Raw genomic sequence first — 13,865 nt, forward strand, 5'->3', positions numbered from 1 at the left:
AGTTTAGAGCTCTTTATACGAAAAAGATAAAAATTCTTGATCTGGTTGAGTAGAAAGAGTGTAATTTCAATGACCATCACTTTACATGCTCCAGACAAGATAAGGCCATTTTATGAATATTTTAAAACCTGATATACAATTTGAAATTACTGGCACATCAAGAATTTTGCCTGAATCGGGCCCTATCACAAATTTTGAAATTTTAAAAAATTTTCCGAGAACTGCCGATAAATCTCAAGGTTTTCTCGAAAAATTCGCAGAAAAAATAGGTGAAGAATTTGGCTTTCATACTCGCTACTGGTGCCACAAACCTTGGGAATCACTCGATAATTCAAGAGAGCTCACTTCTGAGTCATTGGCTATTCAAGCAGTAGAAAAGCTTATTGCGCATTATAAACCGGAAGACATAGACGCATTTCTCTTAGGCTCCACAACCAATAAACGCTTTACAGGCTCCCAAGCGGCTGCTGTACTTGGAAGTCTGGGATTAAATGCGCCCGCTTACGATTTAAAAACCGGTTGCTCTACCTCTTTATCAACCTTGCATTTTGCTTACGCATTGATGGCTTTGGGCTATCAAAAAATTTTGGTTTGTTGCTCTGAAACGCTTTCCAAAGTGATTGACCCTGAAAATGAAAAAACCTGGATAGGTTTGGCTGATGGGGCAGCCTCCTTACTTTTGGAAAAAAATAATGAGGGGTCTTTTACCATTGAAAAGAGTTTTTTTTCTACCGATGGTCAATACGTAAACGCATTCACGACTCAAGGCGTATTCCCGCCAACTCATGAGCAAATTGATTCGGTTGGTTATCATCTAGTCGGTGATGAAACCCTGATGAAAGAATTAGCCTATTCCAGATACATGCAAATGCTTGATAATTTATTGCCAACAGAAAAGGAAAAAAATGAGATAACCTGGATAATTCCACATCAGGTCAATCGAAAATTAATAGATCAAGTACTTCATGAAAATCATTTAAACAACAAAATAATAATTTGGGATGCGGATACCATAGGCAATATAGGCGGTGCATCGGTTCTCTATACACTAGCAAGGGCAGTGGAGGAAAAATTGTTTGATAGATCAGGAAAAATTCTCCTGATGAGTGTTGGTGGTGGCCTGTCCTATGCGGGGCAAGTGCTAAACTATCAAAAAGCCTCATTTAGCAATTAAGGTGTTTTATAGTGAAAAAAGAATATTTGCAGTGCCAGTCCCTGGTTGATGTCGTCAGGTTAAGAGCTTTACATAGCCCTAACAAGAAAAGCTGTACTTTTCTGAACAAAGAGTTAGAAGAGATAATGACTTATGAGCAACTGGATCAACACGCCAAAGCTATTGCGGCAACTTTGCAAGCGGAAGGAGCACAGCCTGGTGATAGGGTATTGTTATTATTTGCACCTGGATTGCCCCTTATCCAGGCCTTTTTGGGCTGTCTTTACGCAGGTTGCATTGCTGTACCAATTTACCCACCCGCTCAAGAAAAATTATTAGATAAAGCACAACGCATTGTTACCAACTCAAAACCGGTCATAGTACTGATGATTGCGGATCATATCAAAAAATTCACTGCAGACGAATTAAATACAAATCCCCAATTCCTGAAAATTCCTGCTATTGCGCTTGACAGCATTGAGTTAAGCAAAAGTGGTAGTTGGCAACCAACTTCCATTAAGAGCAATGACATTGCGTTTTTACAATACACTTCCGGCTCAACCATGCATCCTAAAGGGGTGATGGTAAGCCACCATAATTTGCTGGATAATCTGGGTAAAATTTTTACTTCTTTTCATATGAATGATGAAACCATTATTTTCAGCTGGCTGCCCCCCCATCATGATATGGGTTTGATTGGCTGCATTCTGACACCCATCTATGGTGGAATTCAGGCAATCATGATGTCTCCCTTTTCATTTTTACAAAACCCACTTTCCTGGTTAAAGAATATTACCAAATACAAAGCAACTATCAGTGGCAGCCCCAATTTCGCTTACGATTATTGTGTCAAACGAATCAGGGAAGAAAAAAAAGAAGGGCTGGATTTAAGTTCATGGATAACCGCGTTCAACGGCGCTGAGCCAGTGAGAGCAGAAACCATGGAACATTTTTATCAGGCATTTAAAGAGTTTGGATTTCGTAAAGAGGCCTTCTATCCATGCTATGGCCTGGCCGAGGCCACTTTGTTAGTGACCGGAGGAACACCAGGAAATCCATACAAAACGCTAACTTTGGCCAAAGAGCAATTTCAGGATCATCGCGTGCATTTTGCAGACGATAACAGTCCGGGCAGTTACAAATTAGTCAGTAGTGGTAATCCTATTCAAACAGTTAAAATTATAGATCCTGACACCTTGACCCCATGTGATTTTGACCAGGTTGGTGAAATTTGGGTACAAAGCAACAGTGTCGCCCATGGCTATTGGAACCAACCCGAAGAAACAAAGCATGCATTCCAAGGGAAAATTAAAGAAAATGAGAATAGCCCAATCTATTTAAGAACTGGGGACTTGGGCTTTCTCCATGACAATGAGTTATACGTTACTGGGCGGATTAAGGATTTAATTATTATTTATGGTAAAAATCATTATCCCCAGGACATAGAGTACACTCTAATGCATTCTCCTCTCCATCACGTATTAGGGAAATGTGCTGCTTTTGTGATTCAGGAGGAACATGAATACAAACTGACTGTGATGTGTGAAGTAAAAAATCGCTTCATGGATGAAGTAACCCAAGACAATTTATTCAATGAGATTTTTGAACTGGTTTACGAGAACCATCAATTGGAGGTACATACTATCGTTCTGATTCCACTCAAGGCAATGCCGCATACTACCAGCGGAAAAATTCGCAGGAATTTTTGTCGAAAACATCTTTTGGATAAAACTCTGCCAATAGTTGCTACCTGGCAACTCAATAAAATTGAGGAATAAAATCATGCAGTTTTTGGCGCCAGATGTTCCAAATAAGATAGCAATTACTCAGGACAATCGAGCAATAACCTTTGATGAATTAACCCATGAAATTTTAGACCGTTCAAAGCAAATTCTGAAACTTCCAAAAACCGTCATTATCCTTCATGCAACACCCGATATTGAATTTATTATTACACTATTAGCCTGTTTAGAAACAAATCGACCCATTGCCCTGTTCCCCAACTCCATTTCAGAGGAAGAAAAACAAATACGACTGTCTCTTTTGGGTAATGCCATATTGATCAATGAAAAAGGGGAATTGCAGGAAGCATATGAAAATAAAACAATTAAGCCCCATCCTCAGACAGCACTTATTCTCTTCACTTCAGGAAGTACAGGAAAAGTTAAAGCAGTTCAACTATCAAGCATCAATATAAAAGCCAACTGCCATGCTGTTATTAAGGCGCTGGAATTTAAAAAAGTTCAAGATCAATTGCTATTTTTACCTTTATCCTATTCTTTCGGCCTTCTGGGCCAATTATTACCTGGTTTAATGTTTGGCCTGAGCACCCGACTCATCACTCATTTTACTGACATTAAAATGCTAATGGAACAAGGTACTATCCCTCAAATGTGGAGTGGCGTGCCCTCTCACTGGGTAGCTATCAATGCCATAGCAAAACGATACCCTGACAGCGCAGCCAAAATTAACGCGATTGTTTCTGCTGGTGCTCCTTTATCTACCGCGCTCAGGGCGGATTTGAAACAAATATTTCCTAACGCTATCATCTATAACAATTACGGCTTAACTGAAGCGTCTCCTAGAGTGCTGACTTATTCCAGTAAGGATCCTTTATTCACAGAAAATTATGCAGGTTATCCTGTTGGCGATTGGAAGGTCAAACTGTCTTCTGAACATGAATTATTAATTAGCGGCACTCAAATGATGCTGGGTTATCTTGGTGAAAAAGTCAGCACTAAAATACAAAATGGTTGGTTATCTACAGGAGATATTGCAGAAATATTACCCAATGGCTTAGTAGTAATTAAAGGCCGTCGAGACAGTATTGTTAATATTGGGGGAGAAAAAGTTAACCTCTCTGAGATAGAGCAAAAAATTTGCCAAATTGATGCGATAAAAGAAGCCATTGTTATCCCTCAGGAAGATAGGATATACGGGATACGATTAGTTGTTTGTATTGAAAAAACAACACTGCATTCTCCAATTTCCAAGCAATATTTAACAGAAAAAATACAAACACATTTGCTACCCAGGAAATTACCTATTCAAGTACATCTCATGCCATCCCTGCCCAGAAATAAACATGGGAAACTGGACAGGAACGCACTGGTTTTGGATATTGACGACCTTGATAAGAAGGAAAAAAATAATGCTGAGTAATCGAATTGAACAAGTACTGGAACGAATTGGGCTTACCAGTCTTCCTGAAAACAAACAGGCGAAACTTGAGCAGGGGGGCTTGGATAGTTTGATGCTGGCCTTGTTAATCATTGAGTTGGAACGGGAATTTGAAATTAAAATCCCTGTCATTCCACTGGAAAAGGAGCGTTACGAATCGATCAATACTATTGAACAATATCTCATTGAGCTGGGGGCAAAATGAATATCCTGATTACTGGCGGCTCCTCTGATATTGCCCAAGCCATAGCGAAACGACGCAGTGAATCAGGCGATAAAATCATCATTACCTGTTCTAATGACACCAGTCTTAATAAAACTCTTGCAATATACCGTCAACAAAACATTGAAGTGACGGGTTTCATTTATAACTTTTCAGACCCTCAAGCTTGTGAAAACGATTTGGAACTGATTTTAAGAGAACCACTTGATGGCATCATATTAAATGCGTTCACTCGGGTCACCCAACTGCGTAAATTACATGCATTGCCCTATCACGCTGTTCGTACTTACCTGGATAACAATCTCAATGGCAACATTTGGCTTATTCATCGTTTATTACCTGCCTTGCTAAAAAATAAATTCGGGCGACTAGTCCTCATTTCAAGTCTTTCAGCGACAGCTGGAACCAGTCGATATCCGGTTTATTGTGCAGCAAAGGCTGCTCTGGAAGGATTATTCTTAAATTTGGCTGTTGATTATAGTGCTAACAATATCTTATCTAATATAGTACGCGTAGGCTTAATTAAAACCTCCAGAACAGAGCAATTTTGGAAAAATCCAGCCTATCAGGAAAAAGTAATGCAAATTATTCCACAGGGTACTATGGGTGAACCAACTCAAGTCGCGGAAGCTATTGATCCTCTTTTGTCAAAAACCTCTTTTATGACGGGATCAGTACTAACAGTCAGTGGTGGCCTGCCTTTAATGCGTTCAGAAGGATTGTTGTCATGAATTTTTTCCGCTGTGAAAAACCCATCTACATAAAAGGCCCTTATGTCGCGCTTCCCGAGAGAGTCATGAGCAACCAAGATGTTCTCAATTGGATGAACAGTACCCAAAATCCAGCCGTGATTGGGTTTTCGACTGGAATTAAAAACCGGCATTGGGTGAATGAGGATCAAGCTTGTAGCGATCTGGCTGTACAGGCAGCTGAGCGATTGTTTATAGAAAAACCCAAGGAAAAACAGAAAGTGAATCAAGTGATCCTGGCCACTATCTCCGGGGATTATCCCTCCCCGCCAAGCAGCCCTCTCGTACAATACAGACTTGGCTTACAAAACGCCGGAGCTTTTGATCTAGGGGCTGCCTGTGCCGGATTTGTTGTCGGTTTGCATACCAGTGCTGCTTTAGCACAGACCAATGATGGTTCGGTATTACTCATAGCCAGCGAAATTCGCTCCAAATTTTTAAATAAAAACAATTTTGCAACCAGTGTTTTATTCGGTGATGGAGCAGCAGCATGTTGTGTTTCTCAAGATAAAGAAGAAGCAGACTTTCGTTTTATAGCGTCTGCGTTGTTTGCTGACGGTGAAGTATACGATGCCGTCTCAACTCCGGCAGGAGGTTCCCGCTTGCCCGCCGCAGTTTGCAATGATCATGAGCAATTTTACATTACCATAAAGGAAAGTACCGCTTTATTTGTAAAAGCGGTACATGGTATGGCAGACAGCGCCAAGGATTTTCTAAAAGAATTAAATCTGACAATCTCTGATATCCAATGGCTTGTCCCTCATCAGGGAAATAAAAATCTGGTTTTGTCGGTAGCAAAACAATTAGGTTTTCCTGAAGAAAAAACGATAAAAACTGTTGAGGAAACAGGAAATACCTCAGGATCCAGTGTAGGCATCGCTTTGGATCGACTGAGATCGGATGGCAAAATACAATCCGGAGAAAAGGTACTTTTGGTAGCAGCAGGTGGAGGAGGAATCGCAGCCTGTTCTTTATTGGAAGTTATCTGATTTGATCATTGTTTGTTGAGGCATTTTACTCATAGCTGTCAAGCTAAAATTAATTACACTATCCGTTCAGGCTGAGGAGGCGTTTACGCTGTCTCAGCCTGAACGGATAATTAATCTATAAGAATAAGCAATTTTAGATTGGCGGCTCTTGATCAAAATGCCCCAACTCTTACTACAAAAAAATGGAATAACCGGTAACAATCAGGCTTGCGTAAAATCATACAAATCTTTATAAGTATGAAAATTCATCGCATCTTCTTCACTAACCTCTAATTGATATTCTTCACTAAGGATAGCCAAAAGCTCAACAATTTTTAAAGAATCCAAATGCAAATCTTCTATTAGTGCTGTATCATCATGAATGTCATCGGCTTTGGAGCCAGATAATTTACTGATAATTTTTTTCAACTCTTCATCGGTAATTTTCATTAATACCCCTTAATTTGAAATAGCGTCATCTTGCAATCCAAGATAATACCATGCCACTAAAGAACTTAAACCTAAAATCAGTAATATCATAGCTAAAGAATATTGACCATACCCTTTAATTCCTGCAATAAACCCACTGGCCAGTGCTGCACTTAAATCCTGCATACTGGCATATAAAGATCCAACTGTTCCAGCCATTTGCGGAAAAGGATGAAAAGCGCCGGCAAAAGCATTAATAAATGTAAATCCGGCACCAGCACTGAATAATGTAATTGGAATCATAATAAAATAGATTTGCGACCAACCCAGTATCGTAATAAGTAACAGGCTTAAACCACCGGCAATCATAAAAAGAACACCGGTACAAACCATAAAGGATATTCCTTTACGCATGACCAGCAGACTGTTGACAATCCCACTAAAACAGATGGCGCCCGCAATAAAAAAGGTTAAACGGCCAAATTCCAAAGGACTCAATCCCAAGGTATTTTGAAATAAAAATGGCGCAATCGTAAGATAAGAAACCATTCCAGCAAAGGCGAAGCAAGCACACAGTGTATATCCCACAAAGACCTTGCTACGTAATAAAGTGAAATAATTCTTCGCCATCACTTTGATTTTTGTAGCTTCAGGATTTAAGTGTTTATTCGTTTCAGGAAGAATACTAAATGCCAAAAGCCAAACAAGGATTCCAAAAACAAATAAGAATAAGAAATTGGCTTGCCATCCAGCCATCTCTTGAATAAACCCTCCTAAGGTGGGTGAGGCTGCCATAATAAAAATACTGACAACCCCGACATAAGAACCAATTTTAGCCAGTAATCGATCGGTGAATAAATCTCTGACCAAAGATCGCCCCACTGAATTGCAACAACCAATTCCAAATCCCTGCAAAAATCGACCCAAAATTAACACACTGGCGTTGGGCGCAAAAAAACAAAATAAACTACCCAATATACTTAGTCCAACACCGAACATTAATGGAGGTTTGCGTCCTATTTTGTCTGACAAGGGGCCATAAAAAATGTGAGATATACTTAAACCCAACATAAACATAGAAATAGTTAACTGAATCGATGCTTCTGTGCTGTTCAATGCTGTAGTAATAGCCGGAAGAGAAGGAATGTATTGATCGGTTGTGGTTTGCATCAAAGCCATCAACATTAATATGACAAATATTAACCAAGGATCTATTTTTGGGGTATCGGTTTGGCCTGGATGTTCCTGATGCATCAAATATCCTTTAGAATGATTTCTAACGAGGCTGATAACAATATCATTATTTACAAGCAAAACAAAAGTATTAGAAAATAAGGCATAGGCCACAACGTCTGCAAAATAAAAAATACCCATTGCGAAACGTCTATCACTGTTCAAAGGATATTTATGGATATAAATTTAATGGTTTTTGCCTCACCTCTTTTCCTAATCCTCATAGGAATTGAATACTGGGTAGCCTATTACAAAAAATCTGGTGTCTATCAATTAAACGATTCGGTCAATAATTTCAGCAGTGGTATTCTTGAAGAAATTGGCGCTCTCCCCATCAAGGGTGTGATTATTTATGGTTACTATTATTTATATGAGCATTACGCTATTTTTAACATTAATCCTCAATCGATTTTTTCCTGGCTATTTTTATGGCTTGGAGTTGATTTTTTCTATTACTGGTACCATAGAGTAAGTCACAGAAACACTTTCTTCTGGATTGGTCATTCGGTCCATCATCAAAGTGAGCAGTTTAACTTATCTGTTGCCTTAAGACAGGGTTACTTCCAAACGTTAACTTCATGGGTGTTTTATTTGCCCTTGGCACTGATTGGTTTTCCGACCTGGATGTTTGTCATTGTCGCTTCTATCAATACCATCTATCAATTCTGGATTCATACGGAATCCATTAGGAAAATGGGTTGGTTTGAAAAAATATTTAATACCCCCTCTCATCACAGAGTTCATCATGGCAAAAACCCTCAATACATAGATAAAAATTATGCGGGAAGCCTGATTATTTGGGATAAACTGTTTGGTACTTTTGAACCAGAAAAGGAGCCGGCTGATTATGGGGTCACCGAGCCCCTGGATTCATGGAATCCTTTTTACGCCAACATCAAAGTGGTTAAAGATATTCTGTATTATGGAAAAGGGCTTAAAAACAAATGGGACGTATTACGTGCGTTCTTTATGCCGCCCGAGTGGGTCATCCATCGCTTGCAACAAGAAAACTTTCCTGTCTCGAAAAAAATAACGGTTAAAAAAAATACACGGTCACCTGCAGTTTATATGTTAAGCAATACTGCACTTGCAGTGTTCTTATACACTTATCTATCTCTTATTTTTGATCCTGCTATTATCACATCATGGCTGATTGGAGCATTAATTTTACTGACGCTTTATACTCTTGGTCGCGTTGCAAATGGCAATACCAGTATTCTTTATTTAGAAATAGTACGTGCAACATTAGTGCTTTTAATACTATTGTTATTAAAAAATACTCTGTTGCTGTCACTAGGTTTCAGTGTTTTGTTTTATGTCATCAATTATGCCTTATGCACTACTTTTCCTTATAAAAGAACAGCATCTTCTTTCTGAGAAGCAGACATTGTTCGATGAGGAGGAACCCTGTGGGTACTGGAGATGTATGGTTTTCTCAGAATCAGTCTTGCAGGTAACATGAATTGTTTCTTATAAAGATCCTCTTTATAATCAATGCCTGAGTTGAAACATTCCGCTAAGGATAGCCTGATGCATACTATTGCAAATGAAACACCTGTTCAAATAAATCACCCATTTGATCCGGTAACCAATGTTTTAAAATGGATTTTACTAGTTACCGCCATTCTTTGTTTTCTAATCCTCATATGGGGAACTGTTAAAACCTATCAATTAGTACCTCCTTTACCAGACCGTTTTGTAGCCTCCACAGGCGAAACGGTGATGACATCACAAGACATTGTGGAAGGAAAAGCAGGTTTTCAACGTGCTGACTTAATGGACTATGGCAGCTTATATGGTATGGGTTCCTATTTTGGCGAAGACTATACAGCAAAATATCTGGTGCGTTTGGGAGAATTGGTCCAGGAAGAATTGGCCCAAATTCGTTTTAATAAAGCCTATTCCGCATTAACAGAAAGCGAACAATACGTTATTAATAAAGAAATGCAGAATTCACTGCAACACCTTGATCTTAATACAAAAACAAGCATACTGACAACAGCGCTCACTACCTCAATACGACAATTACAGGCTGAAATCAGCCAATCGTTACTAAACCATAATTTTATGGCGGGTTATACTCAAGCTTATAGTTTAAATCCTGATACCGCGCTTAAAACTGCAAACTTTCTTATTTATTCCTCTTTGACAACGATAGCTCGCCGTCCAAATCAAAACATATCTTATACTAATAATTGGCCATACGAACCAAGCGTTGGCAATACCCCTTCATCAGGAACATTTTATTGGACCTGGATTTCATTTTGCTTTGTGTTTATGGGATTTGGTACGGTTCTCTACATTTATCACCGCTATTTAAGTGATGTTGATCATGGCCCCATGGAACCTGTTTTTTCAGGTTTCAAACCCCTGACTCAAAGCCAACGTAAAGTAGGTCAATATTTCCTTGTAGCCGCGTTATTTCTTTTGCTGCAAATCGCGGTCGGAGCCATCATGGCTCATTATTATGCTGAGCGCGAAAGCTTCTATGGTATTAATGTCAATACTTGGCTGCCTTTTAATTTCCTTCGAGACGTCCATATCCAAACTCCCATTATCTGGATTGGGCTTTCATGGATAAGTGCAGGCATATTTATGGCGCCAGTCATTAGCGGTAAGGAAGCCAAAGGACAGGGATTTTTAGTTGACTTCCTGTTTTATGTCACCTTGCTTGTAGTGGGTGGAGCTATCGTTGGCAATTACCTGGGGATTATGGGGTATATTGATAAAGCCTGGTTTTGGTTGGGCAATCAAGGCTTATCTTACATACAATTAGGAAGACTATGGCAAATCGGGTTTTGCATTGGATTGTTTCTTTGGAGCTTCATTGTTTTCCGCGGAATGTGGCCTACATGGGAAGGATTAAAAAAAGCCACCATTGAGTTCTGGACAGGTCGAATCAAACTTGAAAACCTGTTTTGGGCCAGCACTATCAATGTTGCTGTTTTATATTGCTTTGGGATGATCCCATTAACAGGTATTGAAAAATCGTTCACCATAACAGACTTCTGGCGTTGGTGGGTTGTTCATCTATGGGTTGAACAATCCTTTGAGTTTTTTGCTGCTTGTGCCACCGCCTACGTACTTATGGGAACTGGTTTGGTTTCCAGAAAAGCCGCAGAGAGAACAGTATATTTTGAATCCATTTTAATCTTCCTGGGTGGAGTAATAGGTACTGGTCATCATTGGTACTGGACAGGTACTCCCGAAATTTGGATTCCGCTAGGATCCATGTTTTCCTTTATCGAAGTCTTGCCGTTGGTTCTTCTTATTATTGATGCAATTCAGCATCGACAACTGATTAAAAAGCAGGGAGCATTTACCTACAATCTTGCTTATCTTTACATATTGGGGGCTGCGTTCTGGAATTTTGTTGGTGCCGGTGTGTTCGGAGGAGGCACACTTAATGCGCCACTGATTAATTACTATGAGCATGGAACATTCTTGACTTTAAATCATGCCCATACTGCTTTATTTGGTGCATTTGGGCTTCTTGCTCTCGGGCTAATCTATTTTTGCCTAAGATATGCTGCTGGTGAAAATAAGACATGGAATGACCGCTTGGGTGTTTGTGCCTTCTGGTTATATAACGCTGGTCTCTTTTTATGGATTGTCCTGAATTTTTTCCCAATTGGCTGGTCGCAGTTAATGGCAGTATATGAACATGGACTATCCTATGCCAGAAGTCTTGAATTCTATAACACCACATTATTATGGCAATGGCTTCGTTTTCCAGGAGATGTCGTATTTGCCTTGGGCGCTCTTCTTATGGCTTATGATTTTATTGTTAAAATTGGACCTTTTTTCCCGAAATTTGCCCGTAATCGTCGTTATATAGTAGGCTCGCCAAAAACAACGGCTCCTGGTGCATGACAAATGACCTGGAAGACAGACCCAGAGTATTTTGTTTTGATTATTTTGAGAAACCAAGTTTACAAATGAATGTCGACATCCAGTTGATGGGGTGTCGCATTACCATGAAAATTACTTCTGTTAATTACATTACACTTGCGCCAAATAAGGTCGATCGAATTCTTTAGCTAGCTCCGCCTCATCTTCTTGTTCCACAGGCAAGAAGCCTGAGGTTTGCGCGTCCCACATGGATTTATATAATCCATTGTTTTCTATCAACTCTTGATGTGTACCGTCTTCTACTATTGCTCCTTTATCAAAAACCAGGATTCTATCCATGTTAAGAAGGGTTGAAAGCCGATGTGCTACAACTATGGTTGTTTTTCCCTCGCATAATGGTTGCAAGGATTCTTGAATACATTCTTCAGTCAAGGAATCCAGTTGTGAAGTGGCTTCATCTAAAATCAATATAGGAGTATGATGCAAAAACGCTCTTGCTATAGCGATTCTTTGCCTTTGACCGCCTGACAACTTAGTACCTCTCTCCCCTACTATAGTATTAAAACCCTGAGGCAAATTCTGAATAAAATCCATGCAATTTGCTAAAGAAGCTGCTGTTACTACTTCATCCTTGCTTGCATCCTCTTTGCCATATTGAATATTTTCCAATAAAGTACGATGGAATAAATTGGTATCCTGAGGAATCATACTGATTGATTTTCTTAAAGAATATTGTGTGATCTCGCTAATGTCTTGATTATCAATCAATATCCTTCCACTATCCACATCAAAATAGCGAAGAATTAAATTAATAAATGTTGTTTTACCGCCCCCGGAATAGCCTACAAGCCCAACTTTTTGTTTAGCCGGAATGACCAACGATTTATTGGCAAATAATTCCTGACCATCTCTATGACGAAATGTCACATTTTCAAACCTGATTTCGCCATGAGTGACTTTCAACTCTTTTGCATTGGCTATATCTTGAACTTCTATAGGTTGGGATAATATGGCGAGCGCCTGCTTGACTATCCCTATTTCGACAAACAAATCACAAAGCGAATTACTTAGACTCCACATTTGATTCATAATGGCAAATGAAGTGGCAAATATAAAGACCACGTCACCTGTGCTGATTAAGTTTCTCTGCCAGAAGGTGATTACTGAGTAAATCATGGCGATTAACATAATACTGACAGGAACATCGACTAAAAGACGAAAAAAATTGATGAAAAGAACCAATCGCTTATTACTTTGAACTTCTTTACTTTGTGTTTTCCAAACGTATTTTTTTTCATACTCATTTTGGACAAATAATTTTACGGTATTAATATTATTCAAAGAATCAACGATTTTTCCTTTTAAAATACTTTTATCTTCAGCATTCACTCTTGCCAGCTTATTGATCTCTTTAGCTGAATAAAAACTGATAAATAATTGGATTATGATCCAGCTTAACAAAATGAATGCAAACCAGGGATTAATGGTTAACATTAAAACGATTGAAACTACAATTGCCGCAAAAGTAGTGTTTACATTACAAGATACGATTTTACGAATGGCTTCCAGTGATCGAGGTATATCACTTATCTTATTAGCTAGGTTCCCCGCTAATTGATTAGAAAAAAAATGATGGGAATGCTGGATTAAATAACCGAATAGGGTCATGCGGATATTGGCTTGAAATTGAGGAACAAGGTAGGCTTGCCACCAATTATGCAAGCGCAACACCAGAATCACACCAAACCAGGCAACTCCACCCAAATACAAAGCCGGTGCGATGTCTTGAAATATACTTTCTTTTCCCCCTTTATGGTTTGTTATCCCATCAATAATCATTTTTAAAGCATAGGGAATCACATTCGTTTCAAGCACCATCACCACTGGTGCTATGAAAAATAAAGCATAAAGCCAGGGACTTTTTTTTATAAAATGCCAGGAAAATCTCAGGATAGTCTTGGGCAATTTTTGTAAGTCAGACATATTCACATCCTTGTAAAAAATCTGGAACTTCTTTTTTAAGATATCAAAGTCAAAGATAAAGAGTAAGTGTCTATAACCAATTAGATGATAAATTG

Annotated in this window: 11 protein-coding genes; 8 read left to right on the plus strand and 3 right to left on the minus strand. The window is 39.0% G+C overall.

Annotation, left to right across the window (positions count from 1 at the left end):
• Window positions 1-112 precede the first annotated feature (112 nt).
• From CC34_RS0112790 to CC34_RS0112815, 6 genes are read left to right on the plus strand one after another with little or no spacing between them, the layout of a single operon-like run.
• Window positions 113-1,174 (plus strand): 3-oxoacyl-ACP synthase III family protein, encoded by a 1,062-nt coding sequence (locus CC34_RS0112790; RefSeq protein WP_028377859.1) that lies wholly within the window; start codon window positions 113-115, stop codon window positions 1,172-1,174.
• 11 nt (window positions 1,175-1,185) lie between these two features.
• Window positions 1,186-2,931: a fatty acyl-AMP ligase gene (locus CC34_RS0112795; protein WP_028377858.1), complete on the plus strand. Its 1,746-nt coding sequence runs from the start codon at window positions 1,186-1,188 to the stop codon at window positions 2,929-2,931.
• 4 nt (window positions 2,932-2,935) lie between these two features.
• Window positions 2,936-4,315, plus strand: coding sequence for a class I adenylate-forming enzyme family protein (locus CC34_RS0112800; RefSeq protein WP_028377857.1), 1,380 nt, complete (start codon window positions 2,936-2,938; stop codon window positions 4,313-4,315).
• Entirely contained in the window at window positions 4,305-4,538 is a 234-nt protein-coding gene (locus tag CC34_RS0112805; RefSeq protein ID WP_027222332.1) for an acyl carrier protein, read from the plus strand. The genes CC34_RS0112800 and CC34_RS0112805 overlap by 11 nt, the downstream gene beginning before the upstream one ends.
• On the plus strand, window positions 4,535-5,287 hold the full coding sequence (locus tag CC34_RS0112810) for an SDR family NAD(P)-dependent oxidoreductase (RefSeq protein WP_028377856.1): 753 nt from the start codon (window positions 4,535-4,537) through the stop codon (window positions 5,285-5,287). Before CC34_RS0112805 ends, CC34_RS0112810 begins: the two co-directional genes overlap by 4 nt.
• On the plus strand, window positions 5,284-6,294 hold the full coding sequence (locus CC34_RS0112815; protein WP_028377855.1) for a 3-oxoacyl-ACP synthase III family protein: 1,011 nt from the start codon (window positions 5,284-5,286) through the stop codon (window positions 6,292-6,294). Before CC34_RS0112810 ends, CC34_RS0112815 begins: the two co-directional genes overlap by 4 nt.
• Window positions 6,295-6,495: 201 nt before the next feature.
• On the opposite strand, the gene CC34_RS0112820 is transcribed toward CC34_RS0112815, so the two are convergent.
• On the minus strand, window positions 6,496-6,723 hold the full coding sequence (locus CC34_RS0112820) for an acyl carrier protein (protein ID WP_027227276.1): 228 nt from the start codon (window positions 6,721-6,723) through the stop codon (window positions 6,496-6,498).
• A gap of 9 nt (window positions 6,724-6,732) precedes the next feature.
• The gene (locus CC34_RS0112825) at window positions 6,733-7,956 is read right to left on the minus strand and encodes a multidrug effflux MFS transporter (RefSeq protein ID WP_028377854.1); all 1,224 of its coding nucleotides are present in this window, start codon (window positions 7,954-7,956) and stop codon (window positions 6,733-6,735) included.
• A gap of 153 nt (window positions 7,957-8,109) precedes the next feature.
• Here CC34_RS0112825 and CC34_RS0112830 point away from each other — a divergent pair, with 153 nt between their 5' ends.
• Both CC34_RS0112830 and CC34_RS0112835 read left to right on the plus strand, forming a co-directional pair.
• Window positions 8,110-9,312: a sterol desaturase family protein gene (locus CC34_RS0112830; protein ID WP_028377853.1), complete on the plus strand. Its 1,203-nt coding sequence runs from the start codon at window positions 8,110-8,112 to the stop codon at window positions 9,310-9,312.
• A 153-nt stretch (window positions 9,313-9,465) separates the two neighbouring features.
• Complete coding sequence (locus CC34_RS0112835) at window positions 9,466-11,808, plus strand: nitric-oxide reductase large subunit (protein ID WP_028377852.1); 2,343 nt, start codon at window positions 9,466-9,468, stop codon at window positions 11,806-11,808.
• Between the two features lie 129 nt (window positions 11,809-11,937).
• Here the strand turns inward: CC34_RS0112835 and CC34_RS0112840 are convergent, their stop codons facing one another.
• Window positions 11,938-13,770 carry an ABC transporter ATP-binding protein gene (locus tag CC34_RS0112840; protein WP_028377851.1) on the minus strand — a complete coding sequence of 611 codons (1,833 nt, stop codon included), beginning with the start codon at window positions 13,768-13,770 and terminating at the stop codon, window positions 11,938-11,940.
• Window positions 13,771-13,865: the final 95 nt, after the last annotated feature.

Origin of the sequence: Legionella pneumophila subsp. fraseri (assembly GCF_000586315.1) — a bacterium.
Classification (GTDB): Bacteria; Pseudomonadota; Gammaproteobacteria; order Legionellales; family Legionellaceae; genus Legionella; species Legionella pneumophila_B.